This window comes from Anaerocolumna sp. AGMB13025, assembly GCF_029689925.1.
GTDB lineage: Bacteria > Bacillota > Clostridia > Lachnospirales > Lachnospiraceae > Anaerocolumna.
Genome location: NZ_CP121445.1, coordinates 2,629,563 through 2,653,600, shown reverse-complemented (window position 1 = coordinate 2,653,600; position 24,038 = coordinate 2,629,563). Strand labels below are relative to the sequence as shown.

The 24,038-nt window shown below is 35.8% G+C and carries 19 protein-coding genes; 1 reads left to right on the top strand and 18 read right to left on the bottom strand.

Translation table 11 applies throughout. From position 1 onward, the window contains the following. Nucleotides 1-271: 271 nt before the first annotated feature. The 18 genes from QA584_RS10785 to chvE form a co-directional block, all read right to left on the bottom strand. Nucleotides 272-5,458 (bottom strand): Ig-like domain-containing protein, encoded by a 5,187-nt coding sequence (locus QA584_RS10785; RefSeq protein ID WP_278274526.1) that lies wholly within the window; start codon nt 5,456-5,458, stop codon nt 272-274. Nucleotides 5,459-5,510: 52 nt separating this feature from the next. Beyond that, nucleotides 5,511-5,891 carry a hypothetical protein gene (locus QA584_RS10780; protein WP_278274525.1) on the bottom strand — a complete coding sequence of 127 codons (381 nt, stop codon included), beginning with the start codon at nt 5,889-5,891 and terminating at the stop codon, nt 5,511-5,513. Nucleotides 5,892-5,999: 108 nt separating this feature from the next. Then, nucleotides 6,000-6,449 carry a hypothetical protein gene (locus tag QA584_RS10775; protein ID WP_278274524.1) on the bottom strand — a complete coding sequence of 150 codons (450 nt, stop codon included), beginning with the start codon at nt 6,447-6,449 and terminating at the stop codon, nt 6,000-6,002. Between the two features lie 368 nt (nt 6,450-6,817). Continuing rightward, a complete protein-coding gene (locus tag QA584_RS10770; RefSeq protein WP_278274523.1) occupies nt 6,818-8,833 on the bottom strand; it encodes a hypothetical protein in 2,016 nt (671 codons plus the stop codon). Between the two features lie 210 nt (nt 8,834-9,043). Beyond that, nucleotides 9,044-10,846, bottom strand: a complete 1,803-nt coding sequence (locus QA584_RS10765) for an ATPase, T2SS/T4P/T4SS family (protein WP_278274522.1) — start codon at nt 10,844-10,846, stop codon at nt 9,044-9,046. Beyond that, entirely contained in the window at nt 10,843-11,640 is a 798-nt protein-coding gene (locus QA584_RS10760; protein ID WP_278274521.1) for a hypothetical protein, read from the bottom strand. Before QA584_RS10760 ends, QA584_RS10765 begins: the two co-directional genes overlap by 4 nt. Before the next feature lies 1 nt (nt 11,641). Further along, on the bottom strand, nt 11,642-12,310 hold the full coding sequence (locus QA584_RS10755; RefSeq protein WP_278274520.1) for a hypothetical protein: 669 nt from the start codon (nt 12,308-12,310) through the stop codon (nt 11,642-11,644). Continuing rightward, entirely contained in the window at nt 12,300-13,277 is a 978-nt protein-coding gene (locus QA584_RS10750; RefSeq protein WP_278274519.1) for an SAF domain-containing protein, read from the bottom strand. The genes QA584_RS10755 and QA584_RS10750 overlap by 11 nt, the downstream gene beginning before the upstream one ends. Further along, entirely contained in the window at nt 13,274-14,140 is an 867-nt protein-coding gene (locus QA584_RS10745) for a hypothetical protein (RefSeq protein WP_278274518.1), read from the bottom strand. Before QA584_RS10745 ends, QA584_RS10750 begins: the two co-directional genes overlap by 4 nt. Nucleotides 14,141-14,398: 258 nt before the next feature. After that, nucleotides 14,399-14,863, bottom strand: a complete 465-nt coding sequence (locus QA584_RS10740) for a YbaK/EbsC family protein (RefSeq protein ID WP_278274517.1) — start codon at nt 14,861-14,863, stop codon at nt 14,399-14,401. Nucleotides 14,864-15,009: 146 nt separating this feature from the next. Beyond that, entirely contained in the window at nt 15,010-15,543 is a 534-nt protein-coding gene (locus tag QA584_RS10735) for a hypothetical protein (RefSeq protein ID WP_278274516.1), read from the bottom strand. A gap of 224 nt (nt 15,544-15,767) precedes the next feature. After that, the gene (locus QA584_RS10730) at nt 15,768-15,920 is read right to left on the bottom strand and encodes a hypothetical protein (RefSeq protein WP_278274515.1); all 153 of its coding nucleotides are present in this window, start codon (nt 15,918-15,920) and stop codon (nt 15,768-15,770) included. Nucleotides 15,921-16,076: 156 nt separating this feature from the next. Then, nucleotides 16,077-16,754: an orotate phosphoribosyltransferase gene (gene pyrE, locus QA584_RS10725; RefSeq protein WP_278274514.1), complete on the bottom strand. Its 678-nt coding sequence runs from the start codon at nt 16,752-16,754 to the stop codon at nt 16,077-16,079. 79 nt (nt 16,755-16,833) lie between these two features. Continuing rightward, nucleotides 16,834-17,742, bottom strand: a complete 909-nt coding sequence (locus QA584_RS10720; protein WP_278274513.1) for a dihydroorotate dehydrogenase — start codon at nt 17,740-17,742, stop codon at nt 16,834-16,836. A 26-nt stretch (nt 17,743-17,768) separates the two neighbouring features. Continuing rightward, nucleotides 17,769-18,536, bottom strand: coding sequence for a dihydroorotate dehydrogenase electron transfer subunit (locus QA584_RS10715; RefSeq protein WP_278274512.1), 768 nt, complete (start codon nt 18,534-18,536; stop codon nt 17,769-17,771). A 269-nt stretch (nt 18,537-18,805) separates the two neighbouring features. Then, nucleotides 18,806-19,981 carry a multiple monosaccharide ABC transporter permease gene (mmsB, locus tag QA584_RS10710; protein ID WP_278274511.1) on the bottom strand — a complete coding sequence of 392 codons (1,176 nt, stop codon included), beginning with the start codon at nt 19,979-19,981 and terminating at the stop codon, nt 18,806-18,808. After that, entirely contained in the window at nt 19,981-21,519 is a 1,539-nt protein-coding gene (gene mmsA, locus QA584_RS10705) for a multiple monosaccharide ABC transporter ATP-binding protein (protein ID WP_278274510.1), read from the bottom strand. Before mmsA ends, mmsB begins: the two co-directional genes overlap by 1 nt. Before the next feature lie 204 nt (nt 21,520-21,723). Beyond that, a complete protein-coding gene (gene chvE, locus QA584_RS10700; RefSeq protein ID WP_278274509.1) occupies nt 21,724-22,791 on the bottom strand; it encodes a multiple monosaccharide ABC transporter substrate-binding protein in 1,068 nt (355 codons plus the stop codon). Nucleotides 22,792-23,237: 446 nt separating this feature from the next. Between chvE and QA584_RS10695 the strand changes: the two genes are divergently transcribed. After that, entirely contained in the window at nt 23,238-24,020 is a 783-nt protein-coding gene (locus QA584_RS10695; protein WP_278274508.1) for a DeoR/GlpR family DNA-binding transcription regulator, read from the top strand. Nucleotides 24,021-24,038: the final 18 nt, after the last annotated feature.

Genomic DNA, 24,038 nt, shown 5'->3' with positions numbered 1-24,038 from the left:
TTAAAGTATTTATGGCACAAGCCAGAAATAACAGCTGCTTAATAACACAGACTTGAATCAAATTATGCAAAACATAATCCTTATTCTCAACCCGGGTTCTACATCCATATTACGCTCAGTAACTATATTAACTAATAGATATTTACTAATAATTATTAATTAATAACTATTTATTAACAACTAGCTACTAGCTACTAACTACTAACTATTAACTACTAACTATTAACTACTAACTATTTATTACCTACTACTAGCTATTAACTACTCACTGCTACCTGTTAACTATTTCGCTGCTGTCTGTCAGATAATTCCACTTGGTTTCGTCGTTAGTTCCATCATCTACTCTTACCTTAATAATGTATGTATACATGGTATTGTTCTGAGCGAGGGTAGCTGTGATTGTTGTAGTTCCTTTTTTGATACCTTTAATAATTCCTGCCTTATCTACTGTCGCTATCGTACTATCAGAACTGATATAAGAGACAGTGGCATTCTTTGCATACCCATTTAGATTAATTTTAGTTGTTTTGTCTTTATTGACTAATTTATATACCAAAAGTACAGGGGTATTGGAAGCCGTCTGTATTGCCTGATCTTTTAAATTAAGAGTCTTGTTCCCGTCAGACTTTACAGTAACTTTAACCGTAAATCGATAAGGGATACCAGCTTTAGTAACTGTTCCGGTAATTTGGGTTTTACCTTCTTTCACCGGAGTAATTTTACCCTCCTTATTTATTTTAGCTACACTATTGTCAGCACTTTTATAAGTTATCTTGGCATCCTTTGAAATATTTGCAACATTTAAATTAAACTCCGATCCAAGATAGATTAACTTGTCCATGGTAAAGTTAGGAATGGCTTCCGGTCTTTCTACTGTAACTAGCTGAGTATAAATTTGTTCCGGCTTCTCTTCTTCCCTGGCATAGAATTTATAGTTTGTCTTTTCCGGTTTGTTTGTCTGACCAATAGTATCGATTAGACTGATTTCTTTTGTCCAATCAGAATCTAATGTTGGCGCAATCTCCCATCCATCTTCAGCAACGATTTTATCATCCTTGATTGGTTTATTCGTTTCCTGTTTAATGACCGGTTCCGCTACTGTTTTTGCAGGCATAATCACAATCGAATTTTCTGGAAGCTTTATATCTTTATTATCTGTTTTACCATCTGTATTTCCGTCTGATTTGCCGTCTGTTTTGCCGTCTGTTTTGCCGGTTGTTTCTTTTAACTTCTCTAATTCCTGTTTTGTGGTTTCTAGATTCTTTACAGCTTGATCCAGTTTATCCTTCAAATCCTTTACTTCCGCTGTATTATTGCTACTTCCGGAGTTCCCTCCACTGGAATGATTACTGTTTTCAAGCTGCTTTATTATTTGTTGGATTTTTTCCTTTAAAGCTTCGTTTTCATTTTCCAGAAGGATTTTATCTGCTGCCAGATTCGCAAGTTTTAGTCTTAACTCTTCTATGGTACTGTTAGCAGTATTTAATAGGGTTTCCAGTCTTACAATTTCACTTTCATATTTTGCTTTTTCCGTATTTAGATCATTAATCCTGATTGTTAAGTCTGATATGGACGTCTGCAGGTCTTGATTCTTTTGGATTAATTGATTCATTTGACTGGTTAAAGCTAAAATCTGCTGTTTTAACTCCAGCACATCGGAGTCGGATAATTTCAATAATTCATCAAGTTTCTGCTGTAAGGTTTGGTTTAACTGTTCTGCCTCTTCCAGGTTTTTAAGCAGAGTACTCTTTTCTAATTCCAGTTCATGGATTCTGGTTACCGATTCTGTCAAGGAAGTCTGCAATTCAATTATTTTGCTTTTGAGTCCATCAAAATCCTCTGAGTCAACTAGATTTATTAATTCTTGTATCTTTTCTGTCAGTGTGATATTACTTTCCCTGGCTGTGGCAAGCTCTGTGTTTAATTCATCCAATTGTTCCTGTAGGAATGAATTATTCACTTTTTCATGCTGCAATTGTTCTTTTAATTGCTTAATGGCAGGAATAATATCATCGTCATTAACTATCCCTAATTCACCTTTGATTAAAGCTAATAAGGCATTTAAAGAATTAATCGTCTGATTGGCTGTATTTAGCTGTCCCTGTAACTTGATATTGCTGTCCTGTATCGAATCCAGTTCACTTTGCAGACCGGTGATATTACTTTCCAATTCTGATATGGTTCCATGAAGCTCTGTCACTTGGTTTATTAACTCCATATTTTTTTCTTCACTGTCCTCTAATTTGCCTGAAATAATCGTGATTTGGCTATTTAAAGATACGATCTGTGTATTTAATCCAGTGACTGTATTCAAAAGGGCATCCCGTTCTGCGGTTACTACATTGATCTGGTTCTGAAAGGACGTTACCGTTTCATTTAAATTTGTAATATGTGTATTTAACCCAGTGATAGTTTGTTTAAGAGTATCTTTTTCTGCTCCTGCTTGTTCCAAGGCCTCCTCTAATTCTAAAGCACGGGTCTGTAAGGTTGTAATCTGGATATTCAAGTTGGTTATTTCACTTTCCAGACCATCAATGGTTTCTTGTAATGTATCTTTGCCCTGATTGGCATTTGCTAACTGCTCTGTTAATGTATTTACCCGGGCTGTCAGATTAGCTACCTGCCCGGTCAAGTTATCTATTGTACCATAGGCATCATCCAGAAGTCCTAGAAGCCTTTGTATATCATCATCTAATTCGGATTTTTGCTCCGTTAATGACTCAACCTGTGATATCAGTTGCCCATTCTGTACTGATAGGGCATTAAAACCGTTCTGTAAGTCAGTAACCTGGTTTTCTAATCCTGCTATGGTGCTTAATAATTCCGTTACCTGATTGGTTAGTTCGGTATTAGCTGCTTCACTGTCGGAGAGCAATCCTTGTAGCAAGGTTATCTGTCCGCTTAAATTAGTAATGTCAGTTTGTAATCCTGACACTGTTTGTTCCAGTGTTTCTTTCTCTGTATTAACAGCTTCGAGGTTCATCTGCAAAGAATGAATCTGATCATTTAACCCATTTATCTGGTTATTCAGATCGGTAATCATTTGATTCAGACTTTCCTTATCTCCGTTAGCATCCTGCAATTGCTGTTGTAATTCTGTTGTATCACTCTGCAACTCGCTAATCTGATTTATATAATTTTCAATCTGACCATCCAGTTCGTTAATTCTATTCTCTAATGTTGCTTTTTCCTGATTGGCAGTTACCAGTTGACCCTGTAGTGTTCCTACCAGTGAGGTCAATTCCACTACCTGGTTTGTAAGATCTGTTACATCTCCTTCTAATGGATTATCTTTTACAGTAACTATAATGGGGTCGGAATCTAGATAATTACTATCCTCATATACCCGGCATACATAAGTCCCGGAATCCACCAGCACTACTGTACCTATATTCAGTTTGCTACTGACCGCATCTGGCACCTTTGCACCATCTTTGTACCACTGATAAGTAAGTTCCTTACTACTTAAAGAAGGTTTTGCATTTACGTATAATTCCATGGAATATCCTTTTATCAATGTCTTATCTGAAGATTGTGATACAATGGTTAATTGACCCTCTTCTTCCGGCTGTCCCTCATGAATGACTACTGTGATTGGGCTTGATGTTATGGTTCTACCGTCTGACTCTTTAATAATACAGGTATAGGTACCGGCATCCGAAACATTGGTTACGGATAAATTTAAGACCGGCGAAGTTTTACCAGAAAGAAGTTCTCCGTCCTTATACCACTGATAGGTTAAGGTATCCCCAATTGTATATGGTACCGAATTAACATAAACGGTTCCCTGCATTCCTTTTAGGAAAGTAATATCCGAATTACTTTGTTCTGTGATGATTGGTTTATCCGCATAGAACGTTCCAACTACCCCATCCGATATAATTGCATGTTTGATTTCACCGGATACTTTTATATAAATTCGGGTTGCATTATCCGGAATTACTGCTTTAAAAATACCTGTCCCATCTGTTGTTGCATTACTCCAATTACTATAATTGAAAGAATATTGTATTGAAGTATTGAAATAAGGAGTAATGATATCGGTAGGTGCCTTTGCTGGGTCCAATTCTCCGATTACATTTGATGTTGAAGTTGTAGGTCTTGCTGTTGTGGACGTAAAAGTTTTCGTGTAATGATTATTATTGATATCTGTTACATAAACGTTATGCTGTCCGGTTGGTAGATATAAAAACAAATACCCGTTACTGTCGGTTCCTAGCGTAACTTCCGGTCTATCATCAATAGAGACAGTAACCATGGCATTACTTGCACCAGGTACCTTAACCATATTAAGGTAAAGTACATTTCCCTGGGTATCATAGGGATCGATCATTGTCTTTGATATCGAATTGTAAAACCCATAATCCTGATCGAATGGCGGGGAAACAAGTATACTGCTGTCCGTTACAAATACAGCATTGTTTTTCGACATTGTAATACCGGCAATGCCAGTTGATGTCGTTTTGCTTACAATAGTGGATCCTTCGATGTAAAAGGAACCGGTTATATAAGTTGCATCTACGTAGTAACTTCCGGTTGACAGAAAGGAATTTATAATCTTTACTGTACTGCCGCCTAAACCTGTATAACCTTGGTACAAAACACTATCTTTTATCGTAATGTTGCTATACGGTGCATAGGATATATTTATCTGAGCTGTTGATGCCTGGTTTAAGATCTTTACATTTTCAATCAAAGTATTAGAGCCAAAATAGAACGCTGCACTGTTAAATATACAGTCTTTTACTGTAGCAGTATAAGAATTACCTATATTTCCGATATTTTGAATCAAAATACTACCCGCGCCTACATAAGTACAATCCGTAACTGAAATATTCCGATAAGCTTGTATTAATGCATTAACACCGGAATTTGAATCAACTTTAATCCCAGTAATAAACAGATTAGGTACACTCGTAGAATCACCGTATAGTACACCAGTGGTTTTGCATAAATTTCCTTCAACACCGGTTAAATTAACTGTAGAAATATTAGTCAGGCTATAAGTTATGGAATTACTAAATGTGCAATTTCCTTCCAGGATAATATTTAAGGTTCCTGACGCTGTACCTTTAATATTTCCATTTGTCACCACATTTTTGTAATGTATAGTTGGTATATTGGAACCACTTAATGTAATTGGCCAATTGTTGGCCTGTACACCAGTCAAAACAAGTTCACCGGTAATATCTCCAGAATTTATAACAGTCCCGGATGAATTCGTTTGAACATAACTTTGATTGGTTATCGTAATTGGGCCATCCGAAATACTCAATGAAGTATTTTCAGATACAGTGGCCATCATGGAAATTGCTGATGGAGTTACCGTTGAAACATCCTCTGTTGGGTTAATAACAGGATTTTCCGCTGCTTTTATTGTTCTGGCTGGTAATGCTGGTAATACCAATGCAAGAACCATAATGAATGATAAAGCTTTATTTAAACCCTTTTTATTCATTCGTTATCCTTTCTGTAATCAGGACTCTATTTGTTTATTAGAATCCGATCTATTAACTTTTGTATATCACTTTTATAATATTTCCGAAGGAATCATACTGATATGTTTTTGTATAGTCTGCCAGAGGAACCAAAGAAAAATCAAACTCCTGGTAGTTATAACCCTCCTTCAATATCGTCATGTCATTAATCTGAATATCATAATCCAAATCACCAATAAGTAATGTAATCATTTCAGCATAAGAAATTTTACCTGGTTGAATCTCTGCTAAAGATTGCTCACTTTCATAATAATTATTCTGGCTGGTAACATCATTTTTTGTAGTTGTAATAAGTTTATTTAATGATCTGTTATAAAATAATAGGAGTGTTACAGCAGTACAAAAAATAAATATATAAGCTGCCATTTCTAGAAATTTTAAACCATTCTGCATGATTATACCCATTACATATCACAAGTTCACTTGTGATACTGCTTTAAATTTTTAAGTTGAAAGAATTGTACTGTATCATCCCAGTTATTCTTAAATTTTCTCCAACCTCTATTGCTGTACAAATGAAATGCCAATTATGGTGTCGTTTACATCACGTAATATCTCACCGGTAAACTGTGCCTTTTGATTTATGTAATAACTACTGGTTATAGTCTGGGTATCCTTAACCGATGCATTACTTTCATTGCCCAATTCCTTATCACTATTGATTAGAATTCGATTATAGTAGACACTGGATTTCTTAGTGGTAACTTTCACAGCTATATCTTCGCTTTTGTATTTATTGATGGCATTGATTACTTCACTTCCGGTAACATCCAGCCCGTCATACATTACCTTGTCTGATTCAGCTACTTCCTTATTCATACGGCTGATTTGCCCGGTTCCATTCGTTGCAGCTGCACTCGCTTCCCTGCTGATATAAAATCCAATCCCTACTACTAAACAAGTGATTATAACTCCGGCTGCTAATATTAATCCTTTTAATGAATTATCCATTTTATTGTTCTCCTTTATTTTTTTGACTTATATTTTATGACTTACATTTTATGACTTATATTTTTGACTTATATTTTTGACTTATATTTTGACTAATATTTTTGTCTTATATTTTTGTCTTATATTTTTGTCTTATATTTTGACTTATATTTTTTACTTATATTTTATGACTTATATTTTATGACTTATATTTTATGACTTATATTTTATGACTTATATTTTATGACTTATATTTTTGATTAATATTTTACTTAGATTATTTACTTTTGATATTATCAATTTAACAACTTTCTCGCTTTGCTATCCTCCCCTCAATGGAGCTTTCACCCATAAACACACTTTCCAATATCCACTACTCTTAAAATTTTTCAATATATATCCTTAATCTGCTGCATATATCCTGCATATTGGGTTAAGCCCTCCACTATAAATGGTATAATCAGATAAAAACCAATCGTTATAGTAAATGGTATAAATGCTATCACCTTAGCAATTAAAGCTTTATCACCTATCTCGATTTCATTTTCTAATTTCCGCTTCTCCTGGTAGTGGTTCCGTTCCACGGCTATTTCATCAAAGGCTTTACTAATACCGATTTTGTCACTGATTTGCAGGTTTTCTATAATTTTAACGAAAGGTTCATACGGTTCTTTCCGTTTTAACGCTTCAAGGACCTCAATATCACCGGTCTGCAATTCGTTAATACATTCCTGTATGGATTTTTTAAATATTACCGCAAAGTTTTCAAACCAGCTTAACATTGTTTCAATTGTCATCCGGTCAAAATGCATCAGCATAAGTATAATAGAATGAAACTGTATTACTTCATCTTCCATATCCATCTGTCTTAATTTTTTTAATAACAACAAATTCAGATAGGGTACATAAAAAGCTGCTGCCCCCATAAGTAATGCTATGACCAGTTCATACCAATGGTAATACTCCATCTGGTAAGCATTAATTCTACTGATTATTTCTTTGTGACTCATTGTCATCAGTTGCTTGCTTTTTATAATTCCCTCTTCCAACAGTTTTTCTTCTATGTCCCTAGGAATCGGTTTTCGTTTCTTATATTGAATTACGTATTTTTTAATGATGCCTTTCATACTTTCTATCTGCTTCTCTGATATAGAGGAATTCAGATAATTCATAATGTTATAATTGGTTAGGATTTGAATTTTGTTATTATGATGAATTGTGATGGAAACTAAGATACAGCAAATAAATGTAACAAAGCTGTAGATTGATCTTTTTAAGATAAATTGTTTTGGTGTTATGGGTTCACCGGTTTTTCTTATTAAATCTTGCAATTTTAACGTTTTTCCGTAATTTTTATTAACAATATTGGATAATAACTCATTAACAAACGGAAATCTTAGAATATATTCCAGTATAAAATAATTACCGAGTTCTGCCTGTCTGTTTTCTTTCATACAATTAATCAGATTGTAAGATGTCAATGTGGATATAAATATGAATATCATAGTCACAATGCCAAAGGCACCGCTATAATAACTTTGCATTTCCGGTAAACTCAAGACTGCCCAGCTCTCTATAGCTTTTAAGAATAAAACAGGTGTCAGGCATACAAAAATCAGCCCGGAAAATAGGTGCTTCATCTTCTCTCTCTTTAAGATTTCCGTAAATACCTCCTGTTTTAGGTACTTAATATTAAGTAAAAACAGGGATTGGTTATCAACTTTTTTGTCACCGAACTGTAACATCATCACACACAAAGACAAAAATACTTTCATAAACCGATTCGGTACAGTCTCATTATAGTTACTGACTTCTTCACTAACTTCTTCGGAACTTAATACGGTATGTATTTTAACAGCATGCAGTTTAACCGGGTAAGGTGCTGTTTCGACAGAATCATAGATAGCCTCAAGTGTCATGCCGTGGGCTTGATAGTTGTGCCTGATATCTCCAAGTAATTTATCAAATTGCTTTAATAATTTTATCTCATTTGCTTCAACTGTGAAATAAATAACTTGACTATTTAAAATAAACAGAAATGCTATAGTAAGTCCTCCCCAGTAAAGGGTTGGTCCGCGAGTTAGCAAAAAGATAATTAGCAGGAAATCCAAACCCCAGGTTCGAAATGCCAATTTCATTGTGCTGCGTGATATTCTTTTGTAATCACCTGGCATATATATCTCAAAGTGTCTGGCAATTTTTTTAATATATCTTTTTGTAACTCTCCACTCGTGGAAAAATTCATACCAGGCACTGTAATAGTCTTTTCCTGGTTTTTTATTCGTGTTCAAAAAAATGGAATACTTATTTTTTCTTTCAACTTTTTTCTTCAGCCAATAGAACAGGAACGAAAACACGATAACCGAAATAATTAGTCCGAAAAATAACCACTGGATTATTCGCATATTACCACTACCTTATACCTTTCAATTACTAATTTGTCATTTCACTATAGCTTTTATTTATATCTTCAACTATATCTTTTAACTATACCTTTCAAATAAATCTTTTATTTATATCTTTTAAATAAATTTTCAATTATCTCTTTTAAATACATCTTTCAATCATATGTTTCAATTGTATTTTCCAGCTATCTGTAACTGCGAAACAGATTTTTATTCCACATCAAAAGCAGAGTTAAAAAAACTGGTAAATTCCGCCCCTTCTACTTCATTTAGATTCTTTAATATCCGCTCTCTGGCACGCCCACTGAAGGGATTTTTCAAAACGTACTGCCCCTTTTCAAACCTCACAATATCAGTGGTTTTATAAGCTTTCCTATCCGTTTTTCTTTTAAAATATTCAAGGGCAGCAGGTATATAATCACTGGGGTAGTCCTTCTCGTTTATCGGCACTATTTCAGTAATCCGGGAAATATATCTGTGTCCATTGATATTTTCCATGTGGATATCTATATTAATGGCCTTTACTACCTGTTCCTCGGCAAGAAATTCATTATGAAAGCCCCCGACCCTTAACTGGGCGATTTTCAGATTATCTATCAGATCCTCTGTCGTCTGGGCATGATGGGAACATAATGTCATTTTTGATATCTGGGAAGTCTCGACCAGCCAGTTAGCAGCTGTATGAGAGGCTACTTCTCCAAGTATTATTACTGTTCCGTCGGTTTTCTTCATAATATCTAAAGCTTCCTGCCCTGAGACCGTTTCTGTTTCCCGCAGTGTCAGTATATTAAAGTCCTGATATACTTTGCTTAAATTGAGTTCAAAAATCTGCTCATGTACACGCAGGGTAAAGGTTCTTCTGATATATTGGATTAAAAGTTTTAGTAACGTAGTTTTCCCGCTTCCCATCTCACCGGTGATTACGATAACCAGACATCCTCTTACCATCCATTTTAAGACATTAATAAGCTCCTCATTACCTTCCTCCTTAATTATGTTATGAATATCCATGTCAATAATACTGTCATGTTTTCTTACGAAAAATGCCCAACGGTCGGAAAATGGCGGTCGGAAGGTGACGACTCTGGAGCCGTCCTTCATATCGTTGGCGATAAATCCTTTCGCTTCACTAAGCTGTCCGGGATTGCCATAGCGGTAGATATTTTTGCATACCCGAATCAGTTCGTTCTGAGATTCAAACCCCAGAAACGACAGATGAGTAGTTTTTCCCTGAAAGAAAATCCATACGCTGTTATATGCATTCAGATTTTTAAGCTCCATTGTTTCAAAACTTTCTGCCTGATAGGTATAAAGGTCAAAGGGTATTCCTGAAATGCCACCGGATACTCCGTCTATTTTCATGTCCCTGATTTCATCAATTACACCGAAACCTTTGTATAACTGATAAATTCTTTGAGTCACGACCTCCAGCTTATCACTGAAATGAAGATAAATGCTTTCCGAATCATAAATTTCATCCACTTCCTGTTCTGTTATTTCATACCGCTCATGCTCACCATCAGTTTTAACCTCCGTCAATTGATAGGTTTCAATCAGCATGGTCAATGCATCATATTTATACTGCTTTTTATAAATATACAAGAGAATTTCGAATTTATCCTGTTTAGAGAGCAGTGAGCTATTATTAAATGGAATTACCAGGTCTATTGTCTCCCCTTTAATACCAAGATTCTTTTGTAGGATTTCCTTAATATAATCTTTGATATATTCTTTTGCTCCAATATCACCAAGACTGCAGCTTCTTAGATTTTTCCTTATCAGACTTTTAATCTTCTCCCGTTTTTGGGTCTCCAGTTTGTTCAGATTCAACTCGGCAAGGTTTTTATTAAGGATATTCTCAAATGTCAGGTTTACCTCCTGAACAAGATAAGGAATCCCATAAGGTTCCACAAGGTTATCTTCACTGATGGAATACCCTTTTTTCCCGACATACAATAAAAAGAGGAGTGAGGCTAAGGATATAAGTATAATTAATATAATATTTAAGATCAAATAATACCACCTGCCTTCAGCCAAGTTCCAAGTATTTCTTCAACCGCCTGTTTTGCCTTTTTAATAAAGTAACGATTATCATCACCTTTACCATTTACTAAATCCTTAATAATGAGATTTATTAATTTACCATCTATTACAGCATCCATTACTTCGGTGTTGTAAGGAATCACAGCTGTTTTATGTTTCAGGCAATGATAGGTCCTCATCAGGTTTTTTAAGTTATAACGGGAGTTTTTATTATATTTACCGATTAAATAGACGGTCTTTTCTTCGGGCAGATGATATCGGTCAAAGTAATCATTGATTACATTTATATCCTGGGTTAAGTTTACTGCAATTATGTCGGCTTCCTCCATCATTCTTACGGATACTTCATTGGTCCCCGGTACCAGATCCATAAATACCAAATCATAATACTGATTAATGGAATTTAAAATGGCAGGCATGGAAACCAAAAGTTCTGCTTCAAACATTTGCCGGTGACCCTTTACAGTTCCTGGGAGTAAATGTATTCCGTTATTATAAAGTGATATCACAGAATTATGTACAAGCTCCTCGCTCAGTTCTGCTGTTTTTATATTTCTAGATAAGGAATCCAGTCCGATATGTTCAAACAACTCCTGCCCGGTACCTTTACCCAGTATAGCTCTTTCCATACTGTTATCTGAGAACTGGTTATGAAGCAGTAACGTCCGTTTTCTATCTACAAGGGAAGCCATAGCTGCTGTAATAATTATATTACTGGTGGTACCGGACTGCCCGGATATCGGACTCCAAAATGCTATTTTCAAATTATACACCTCTTTTCGCCTTCTTATAGGCCAGTATAACCTCTGTTCTATTGAATTGAAGTGCTTCGGTCAGTATTTGCATCAGCAGATTCTTATACTGACCGGATTGTCTCCTGAACTTTACTTCATTGTTATATTGAAGTGAAACCATATTTTCTCTGTCAATATCATCTTCAAACAGGTAAAAATACTGTTTGATATTATTAATTTTATCTCTCAGGCTATCTGTAAGATAAGCTGCACTCTCACTATTTAGGAGATCTTTTATGATCAGGTAAGTCTCTTGTTCTTTCAGTACATGTATTAACTTTAGGTTATGAAATCTTAACGTGTTATGCTGCTGTTTATCCGTAATCAAATAAAGAATGGAACAGTTACCTATCTCTTTATGATTAACTTTAAATCCAAAATCAATCAGTATGAAGTCATATGCCTTCTCATATTCTGAGCTTGCTCTCTCTTTTACAAAATCTATCTTTTGATAGCTGACCTTAGAAACTTTAGGATTCAGGGAATCCGGAACCGGAATACAGCAGGTTAGCGCTCCCGTATCAGAGTTATCAATTAATAACACTTTTTGGTTTAGATTCAGCAGTAATTTTGACAGGAACAAGATAAGATCATATGCTTCTATTCCAAGAAATCCAATGGTCTTTGCATTAATCGACATAATAGACATCCTCCTCGTTTTCTCCCTCTTCGTTAGCTGCTGTACTATCGTCCGTCCCTCCCTGATTATCTTTACGTTCTATATTGCTGTACTTGGTACTCTTGGTATTATCCGCTTCTGCTCCCCTGTTATAGTCGGGGGCTATATAGCTGTATTGATCCCAGGACACCTCACTGTTATTGTTATAAAAGTCCAAAAGCCGGTTCTCTCGTTCGATACGCAGGTTTTCATATAAACGATCTGAAGCCGTCTGTACAACATTAGGGTCTTCCTTTATGAGTTTTAGGATAGCCGTATTTGGAATATAGGTAACGATAGACTCTTCCTGTATCCGAGGCTCTATATATTTTACGGTATAGAGCTTAGACCCTTTATTCAGATAGCAATCCACAATTGCTCCCGATACTCTTAATAATTCCTCGGGTGTAAGCCACATAAAGCAATTATTTCTTTCCATCGTCAGATTCTTTAGAGGTTTCTTGCTTAATACAATGTAATTTTCACCATTTGGAAATAGAATTCTAACATCGACAAAATCATTTTCTTTTAGATTACTGTTTAATAAAAATGAATTAAATTCAGCTTCTCTTACTGTAGTATCTGCAATATCCTCTGTTAACATGGTACTTAAAACCTCTGTCCCGGCTTTCATATCAATTAAAGCAATTTTACCGATTTCCTTGTCCGTAATAAAGTTATCCTGAGTCTGTTCCGACAGAACCTGGCTGTGTATTAACATGTCCTTCGTCACTTTACTTCCTGCCGTGATATCTTCTTTTGCTTGATATACATATACCTTGCTGGATTCCAGCTGATTAGATAATACTCTTATTTCACTTTCATAACTCTTTTTTAAATTATTGATTACTGTAAAATATGCTGTTAAAAAGACTCCACTACAGATTATGACACATAGGATCGATACTATAATATGCTGCCTGGTGGATCTTTTTAGTCTTCTTTTCATGAACACTCCTCCTTTGGATTTATATTTGTTACATGTTTCATGATCATGGACGCGGCTTTCTTAACGTCTCTTATAAAATCATAGTTTGGACTTTTCCTCTTGCAGTCATAATTGCGCGACAAAAATTCAATAACGGTCCCCTGAGATACCGCCTCCTGATATTCAATGTTATAAGGTATTACTGCTATGTTGGGTTTGCTGATTGAATGGGTTTTAGATATTTTATCTAGATTTAAACTGGAATTTTTATTATAATTACTGATTAAGAATACACTTTTGTCTAGGATTGACGAATAATTGTCAAAGAAATATTGAATTATTGATGAATTTTGCTTCAGATTAACTACGACTAAATCGACTTCTTCTAAAATGATTTTAGAACTGAGATTATTTTGATTTGATGTATCAATATATGTGATATCTGCAAATTCTTCTGTCGCATCCATTATGTCTTTTATATTCCCGTATAAATTATAGTCAAAGGTTTCTTGGTTAATATGATAACTGACCGGTATATAATATAAGGTATTATCAAGGATTTCAAGCGATGCTTCTTTTATAACTTCCAATGGGTCTGAATCAGTTCCCCATGGCTGGATTATATTGTCCTTAGCATATTTACCGGCGTTAAACTGATTGATTATGTAGTCCATTCCTATATGCTTAAACTGATAATTTTCCTCCCTTTCGATATAATGAGACCTCTGATACATCAGAATGTTACTTAGCTTATTTTTCTGGTAGTGATTTTCTATAAGGATTGACCTATAGGAATACTCCATAGCCGAAGCGATACTGATACAAGCCAGATTGCTTGTCACACCGCTGCTCCCCTTCGCAATGCCCCAAAATGCTATCTTCATATATACTCCCCTTTTCAATATTAAATTAGATTATTAAATAAGCCTAAAAATTCACCTAGTATGTCCACCTTTCCTTATTATTGTTTTGGGATGTTAATTATGAAAATAAAAAAGATACAAAAAAGAAAATAGATTTTTAAGATAATCTTATAATAAATGATTTTTTATGACTTGTAAAGATAATTTTTACATTTTTTCCAGATACGTTTCAATTAACAAGGGGAAGGCAGGAAAACGTTACCTGATTCCACCTTCCTATTAACTCTTGCACACATCAATCCATTGTGAGTAACCAGAGTATTTTTCTAATTGTTCTATTGTAAGTTCAATCGCACTGTTGCTGCTTCCACAAGCTGGATATACCGTTTCAAACCTTTTAAGTGATATATCTAAATAAACTAAAACACCATCATTAACAGCAAAAGGACATACACCTCCGACAGCATGACCTACCAAATCAAGGACCTCCTCCGGAGTAAGCATTTTTGCTTTTGTATTAAAAAACTCTTTAAATTTTTTATTATCTACCTTGGTATCACCAGCGGTTACTACTAAAACAGCCTGTCCATTCACCACAAAAGAAAGGGTCTTTGCTATTCTCTCAGGCTCACAGCCTAAGGCCAAAGCTGCCAAATCTACCGTTGCACTGGATACTTCAAATTCTCTTATTTGAGAATCCATATCATATTGTTTAAAAAAAGTTTTTACGCTTTCAAGTGCCATATTTATTTCTCCTCAATGCCAGAATCGTTTCCTGAATATTTTTCTAACTACAAATTTGCACTTCTCATAATATAGCCATTTTAAACTAGTTATACCTTCATTATCGTCTTTTATGATTTTTATAACATTATTATCTTCTAAATTCTTCATTCTTTGAGTTTTTCATATAAATCCAAAAAATAGTAGTAATATTTTTTATCAACTTTATATAACGACATTTTTATTAAACCTTTTTCATTTACTATACGTGGTTGTATTTTCTTAGAAATAGAGTTATCCAATTTAGATTCGTTTAAAACATCCCTAACATTTTGTTGCTCTTGCTCTTCATTATCTACATTATTTTGATATTTTTTATATATTACTTTTGATTCATAAACTAAATAGACTTCATGATAATCATCATGTTTTTCAATTAGCATAATATTATTACCGTATATTATATTATCGTAATCCTCTTTCTCTAGTATCATATTTTTTTTCATTTTTCCAAACATTTTTATGTACTTTTTAGCTTCTAATTGTATCTTTTGCGGCTTTACTGTCAAATTATTGATAGTGATTGTAATATTTTGAGTCATATCTTTAAAGTATATGATTGCGCCTAAAGTAAAGAGTAAAATAATTACTATAATTATTACTCCTAAATTCTTAGTTATTTTTTCTTTTAATTCCAACATAAAAACACCTCACAATACTTCATAAACAAGTCCCTACATAGATTTATGAAAGAATGAACATTTAACATTTCATAATATCAATTAACTGGTAAAGCTGTTTATTAGTAAAATTTAAAGTATATTATGTTAACTTATCTACTCTTTTAAATTATTAAGACTGTTGTAAAGATATCTAGAATAGCACTAAAAATCTGTTTTTTTATTTTACAACAGTCCCCGTATCATTAAAATAATATTTCTGATTTTTTCTTTAGTAATCTGCCACCGCTGATAATCATCATAACTCCGCCTGCTATTCCAGCTACAATAAATAGAATACCCATGACTAAATTACCAACTCCTACCGATTTCATTGTGGTATAAATTTTTTCACTCATAATTTTCTCCTATCTGCTGCTTTGAGCAGTCTTCTATCATCAGATAACGCTTATAGCTTTACCAACTGCCAGGCTTTACATGCATTACCGCCATTGCTACGATTACCGCCATGGCTAAGTACTACCCGGCAGCGTATTACCCGCCATTCTATGCACTTAAGACCTTGCACCGTATTGTTCATAATATGCATCAATTGCAGCTTTTAGTTTATCATCAATCACGATAGTTCCATTATAAGGCTTATTGTACAAATGTTCAACTACTTCTTCCATTGTTACGATTGCAGTTGTCCTAAGTCCATATACTTCTTCAATTTCCTCCAGGGCACTTTTGCTTCCTAATCCCCGTTCCATTCGGTCAACCGATACGACAAGTCCAAGTGCAGTAATATCACCCTGAGCGCGTAAAATTGGCATAGTTTCACCGATGGAAGTTCCTGCAGTTGTAACATCTTCAATAATAATAATCTTATCCTGATCAAGGATGGGACCTCCAAGCAGGATACCTTTATCTCCGTGATCTTTTACTTCTTTGCGGTTTGAGCAGTAGCGTATTTCTTTTCCATAAAATTCACTGATTGCCATGGATGCCGCAACACTTAAGGGTATACCCTTGTATGCCGGTCCGAATAAAACATCAAAATCAAGACCAAAGCTGGTTTCAATTGCTTTTGCATAATACTCGCCAAGTTTTCTTAACTGGGAACCAGTCCGGTAAAATCCTGCATTGATAAAGAAAGGGGTCTTTCTGCCGCTCTTCGTTGTAAAATCACCAAATTTTAAAACTCCGCAGTCCACCATAAATTCAATAAATTCCTGCTTATACTGTTCCATTATCCAACCTCCGTTTTTATTATTTTGTTATCATTATGAGATTATTATGTTATTTACCACCATATTATTGGGCTGGTTATCAGTTTCTATTTACACACCCAATCAGCTCGTTGATATCTTGAACCCCATACTTCTTCATATAGTTCTCAATTCCTTCTATCACATCAAGAGTAGCAGAGGGATTAATAAAATTAGCAGTACCCACTGCAACTGCTGTTGCACCGGCCATGATAAATTCCAGGGCATCCTCTCCGGTCATGATTCCGCCCATTCCGATGATAGGAAGTTTCACTGCATTGGCTACCTGATTGACCATACGGACTGCAACCGGCTTAACGGCAGGTCCGGACAATCCGCCAGTTTTATTGGCTAAAGCAAATTTCCTTTTGTGGATATCAATCTTCATACCGGTCAGGGTATTAATTAAGGAAAGGGCATCTGCGCCACCGGCTTCGGCGGCTTTCGCCATTTCCGTTATATCTGTCACATTAGGACTGAGCTTCATTATAATTGGCTGTTTGGCAAGTTTTTTTATTTCTTTTGTAATATCTTCCACCGCACAACTGTTTTGACCAAAGGCAATTCCGCCTTCCTTTACATTGGGGCAGGATATGTTGATTTCCAGCATATCCACTTCATAATCCGCCAGACGTTCTACTACCTGAGCGTAATCTTTTGTTGTTTTTCCGCATACATTTACAATGATTCTGGTATCATATTGTTTCAAAAAAGCAAGATCCCGTTCAACAAATACATCTACACCAGGATTTTGTAAGCCGATGGCGTTTAACATCCCGCCATAGGTTTCTGCTATTCTGGGGGTGGGATTACCGGTCCAGGCTATACTTGATACGCCTTTTGTAGTTACTGCACCAAGCCGGTTTAAATCAACAAACTCACTGTATTCCAGACCGGAACCAAAGGTACCGGAAGCAGTGGTAACTGGGTTTTTCCATTCAACACCTGCAATATTTACTTTCGTATTCATTTTCCCTCCATACCTAAAACCAATCATTAAAGTTCGATTTCCTCTGCATAAAATACAGGTCCGTCCTTACAGATTCTTTTATTATTCACATGAGTATGATGATCCTTATCCTTAGACTTGCATACACAGGCAAGACAGGCTCCGATACCGCAGGCCATTCGCTCTTCCATGGACAGCTGTGCCTGAATGCCCTGCTCCTGTGCATATGCCTTAACTCCCCGTAACATCGGAGTCGGTCCGCAGGCATATATAATATCTCCAACTAAATGATTGGCCTTTATTGCATCAATCACATTGCCTTTTGTTCCACTGCTGCCGTCTTCTGTTGATATATAGACACTTCCATAAGTCTCAAATTCCTTATCCAAAAATGTGCTATCCCGGTATCCTAATACAATCTGCTTCTCACACTGTAATTGTTTCGCCAGTTCCAACATAGGTGGAATTCCAATTCCCCCTCCGATAAGAATTGCCTTACTGCCCTCCATATGAAAACCGTTTCCTAAGGGGCCTAAAACCTCTATCGTATCAGATACCTTATAATGGGAGAATTCTTCCGTTCCTTCTCCGACTACCCGGTAAACCAGCCGCAGTGTCCCATTTTCCTTATCAATTTCACATATACTGATGGGTCTTGGAAGAAGCCTGTTACCAATTTTGCAATATAAGGACAAAAACTGCCCGGGTTTTGCACCCGCTGCTATCTGACTCTCCTTAATCCACATGCTATAAATATCCTCTGCCAGCTGAATCTGAGAGGTAATCACTGCTGTCTTTTTAAAGGTCTCACCCATGGTTTCATCTCCTGAATTTAGTGTCTGTATCACCAGACATACTTAATTGTTATCAGTTCCCAGTTTTTAATCTTACTTATTATAAACGAAAAGATTTGGTAGCACAAGTCCCGAAATCATTTTATGGATAGAATTTATGAAAGAGCGTTACTGTTCACACCACTGCTAAAAACAGCAGTGATGTGAACAATAACGAAAGAGCATCAATCATGTCTGCCTTTCTTTGACATAAGAGATGCTCTTGTTTTTGTGTTTAAAATTTAGAATCGTTATTCTGCAGAGGACTTTGATTTTGTATACACATCAAAAGCTACCGCTGCCAGCAATACCAGACCCTTAATTGACTGCTGCCAGTCAATACCAACGCTCATGATGGACATACCGTTATTTAAAATACCCATAAACAATGCTCCGATGATAGCTCCCATAATCTTACCGATACCACCGGAAGCAGATGCACCACCGATAAAACAGGCTGCAATGGCATCAAGCTCAAAGTTTGTACCAGCCTTTGGGGTAGCGGCATTTAAACGCCCTGCAACTACTAAGCCTGCAAGAGCCGCAAGAATACCCATATTAACAAATACCATGAATTTGACCCGTTTGATTTTAATACCGGATAATCTTGCTGCCTTTTCGTTTCCGCCAAGGGCATAGATATGACGGCCTAAAATGGTCTTTTGTGTAATAAAGGTATAGATTGCAATTAAACTGGCAATCAGAACCAGAACCGATGGAATACCTTTATAGGCAGCCAAGCCGTAAGTCAGTAAATTAATTGCTATTATCATAAGTATAATTTTTGCTGCGGTAAAACCAGCCGGCAGGATTTCCAGGTTATATTTTTTCTTATTCTTTAAATTTCGAAATTCCACATAAATATAAAGTAAGGATAACAAAACACCAATAATCAAAGCAATCAGATTTAAATCCCCTAGTTTTAAGGCTTCCGGAAGGTACCCATTAGCAATTGCCTGAAAGGATTGTGCATAGGGCGATAACGTCTGACCTTTTAGGATAACCATCGTAAAACCTCGGAATACTAACATACCCGCTAAGGTTACGATAAATGCAGGAATCCTTACATATGCAATCCAAAACCCCTGCCAGGCCCCAACTAAGGCTCCAATAATCAGGCAGAGGGGAACTGCAAGGATAACAGGCATATGATAGGTTACCATAAATACAGCCGAAACAGCACCGATAAATGCAGCCACCGAACCTACGGATAAATCAACATTACCAGTTAAAATAACTAAGAGCATACCCACCGATAAAATTAATACATAACTGTTCTGAAGAATAATATTTGTAATATTTAGAGGCATAAAGAGAACGCCGCCAGTTAAAATCTGAAATAAAATCATGATGACAACGAGAGCCATAACCATGGCATATTCTCTTATATTACTCTTAAAAATGTTTTTTATAGTTGTAAAAGTCATTACCTTACCTCCTTGTTATGGCCCATGATACATTTCATAATACTCTCCTGGGAAGCTTCGTCTCGGGATAATTCTCCTGCAATTTCCCCCTCGTTAACAACATAAATCCGATCACACATACCAAGTAATTCCGGCATTTCTGAAGATATTATGATAATGGATTTACCTTCCTTGGCCAACTGATTTATGATAGTATAAATCTCATATTTTGCACCGACATCGATACCTCTGGTAGGTTCATCAAGAATTAAAATATCCGGATCGGTAAAGATCCATTTGCTTAAGATAACCTTCTGCTGGTTTCCGCCGCTTAGATTCCCCGCCCGGTGAAGGATACTGGAGGATTTTATTTTAAACTTTTGTCTGAAACTTTCCGATACGATGTTTTCTTCATGAGGATTTATGATATTATTCTGGCTTAATTTTTTTAAATTTGAAAGAGTGATATTATTTTTAATCGTGTCAATAAGAATAAGACCGTAATTTTTTCTGTCCTCGGTTACATAAGCGATACCGTGATCAATTGCTTTACTAACCGTATCCAAATGAACTTCTTTCCCATTTATTTTTATGGTTCCGGATATCTTCTGTCCGTAAGACTTTCCGAATATACTCATGGCAAGTTCTGTACGTCCTGCACCCATAAGTCCGGCAAACCCAACGATTTCTCCCTGTTTTACCTTTAAATTCACATGATTAATTACAATTCTGTCTTCATTCTGCGGATGATGAACCGTCCAATCCTTTACTTCAAACACCACTTCACCTATGTGGGGTTCTCTTTTGGGAAAACGGTTCTCAAGGTCTCGCCCAACCATTCCCTTAATAATAACATCTTCGGTAATCTCATCCTCACCTTTTGTCAAGGTCAGTATGGATTTGCCGTCCCTGATAACTGTAATTTGATCTGCTACCTTATTTACTTCATTTAACTTGTGGGATATTAATATAGAAGTAACGCCATGATCTTTTAATTCCAATAATAAATTTAATAAGTTTTCACTGTCATCGTCATTAAGGGCAGCGGTTGGTTCATCCAGTATTAACAGCTTAACATCTTTTGCTAACGCCCTGGTAATTTCCACTAATTGCTGTTTACCTACACCGATATTGGCAACCAGGGTATTGGGGTTTTCTGTTAACCTTACTTTAGTTAACAGATTTTTTGTACTATGTAAGGTTTTATCCCAATCTATAATTCCTGATTTTGCTTGTTCATTACCTAAAAATACATTCTCGGCAATGGATAAATATGGTATCAATGCAAGTTCCTGATGGATAATTACGATTCCCTTTTTTTCGCTGTCTTTAATATCTTTAAAACTGCATTCCATTCCGTCAAAAAGAATTTTGCCTTGATAAGAGCCATGAGGATAAACCCCGCTGAGTACATTCATTAAGGTGGATTTTCCAGCTCCGTTTTCACCGACCAGAGCATGTATTTGTCCTTTTTTGACTTTCAGGTTTACATTGTCCAGTGCTTTTAAGCTGGAAAATGTCTTTGTTATTTCTTTCATTTCCAATATAAAGTCAGACATAGTTTTGGCTCCTTATAGTAAAATTGTACAAGGGGCTGCTGCAAGGCTTTACCTTCTTATTTTACAGCAGCCTGTGTACATAATTATAAGCAATTACTAACGCGACTTTTTCACATCTTCGCGTAATGATTATCAGCGATCCCGACTATGCATCAGCACAGTCTTTTATACGGGCACAATCTTGTACCCAGCTTAATCTTTTCACTATTTTAACTGGTCTTCCGTATAATAGTTGGAATCAATTAAGATTTCCTTGTAATTTGATTTATCTACCGGTACCGGATCGCACAGATAGGAAGGAACTACTTTCACACCATTGTCATAAGACGTTGTATCATTGATTTCCGGTTCGGTTCCTTTATAAACTGCGTCCACCATTTTTACACATTTTTCTGCAAGAATTCTGGTATCCTTAAAGATAGTAGAATATTGTTCGCCGGCAATAATGGATTTTACGGATGGTATTTCCGCATCCTGTCCGGAAACGATAGGCATCGGCATATCAGTAGAACCGTAACCTACACCTTTTAAAGAAGAAATAATACCAATAGAGATACCATCATAAGGGGATAATACTGCACTTACTTTATCAGAAGTATAGAAAGCGCTTAGGATGTTATCCATCCTTGCCTGTGCGGTAGCACCGTCCCAACGAAGGGTTGAAACCTTATCCATTCCGGTCTGGCCGCTCTTAATTACTAATTTGCCTTGATCGATAAAAGGCTGAAGCACTTCCATTGCACCGTCATAAAAGAAATAAGCATTGTTATCATCCGGTGAACCGCCGAATAATTCAATATTAAACGGACCTGCCTGATTCGCAAGATCCAGACCCTTAACAATGGATTCTGCCTGGAGCTGACCAACTTTTTTATTGTCAAACGTTGCATAATAAGAAACATTATCCGTATCACGGATTAATCTGTCATAGGCGATTGTCTTAATTCCGGCATCGGCCGCTTTTTTCAAAACGTCTGTCAGAGCCGAACCATCAATGGAGGCAACTACAAGGACTTTGGCTCCTTTTGATATCATATTCTCGATTTGGGCTACCTGATTATCAACACTATCTTCCCCATACTGTAAGTCAACGGTATACCCCTGTGCTTCCAATTGCTTTTTCATATTATCGCCGTCTTGTATCCAGCGCTGTGACGACTTGGTAGGCATTGCTACACCAACTAACTTATCATTATTAGTCTTTGCACACCCCGTCAATGAAAATACAAACATACTTGCTAACCCCAATGCGATTAACTTTTTCAGTTTCATAATACCTCTCTCCTTTTTATGAACTTAGTTTTTTATTAGCTTCTGCTGATTAGCACAGCTAATTATGTAAATCTACAAAAACATAAAGCTTTTGAACAATTGCACTAACGTTAATGTGTGTTTATGTTCGTTTACTTACGTTTCTGTGTTTTGATAATATCATTTTATTATTTTAATGTCAATACATTTACTATATATTTTTATAAATTTATTACTTTTTTATGCACATTACCCAATTGAAGTGAATATCTCTTACTTATCATCGAAACTATCTGTAATAATATGCTTTCGCTTTGTTACGTTTTTATTACTATTGCATTTTTTATTAAGATGATTTATACTTAATTTATTATTGGTAAATCCGATTATATTGCCGTATGATACTTGTATCTTTACGGTTTATACTATAATAAAAACTTTTAACGTTACTTAAGGATGTGTAATATATGTTTGCGATTGAGCGAATACGAATAATCAAAAATTACATACAAAATAATCATCAGGCAGAAGTAAGTACCTTAAGTAATATGCTGAATGTCTCTGAAGTAACCATTCGAAGAGATCTTGAGAAACTGGAGGAGGAGGGATTTCTCACCAGGACTCATGGCGGCGCGGTTCTTAATAATAACGATGATGACTCCGAATATGCTGTTGATGGCTATAACCCGGCTGACTATAACGAAATCGCAGATGTGGCAGTTCAGATGATTAAAGACGGCGATATCATTATGCTGACCAATGGGATTATCAACCTTCACATCGCAAAAAAACTGGGCAGCAAAAATAATATCACAGTACTTACGAATGATATTACGATTGCCATGGAGCTTTCTAATTTCAAATCCATCAAAGTCATACTCCTCGGAGGTGACATTGACAACCGGTATAATGCGGTATTTGGCACACTAACCATAAATAACCTGAATAAATTCTTTGTATCAAAACTTTTTATAGATATTGACGGCATCTCAGGAGAACTGGAATTAACGGTACCAAGCATTGACATGGCTTCTTTAATCCAGGAGGCCGCCCATAATGCAGAGCAAAAGATATTGCTGTTAACCGCAGATGCTTTTGAGAAAAACTCCTTTTACCGTGTTGGTAAAGCACAGCGTATTGCTGATCGTCTGATTACCAATTCACGAATTAAGGATGATTATAAGAACTTAATATTTAACAGCAACATTCAACTATTTACATCAATTGATGCTTTTGAAGGAAATGTATAAAGCTAGTACAAAGGTTTA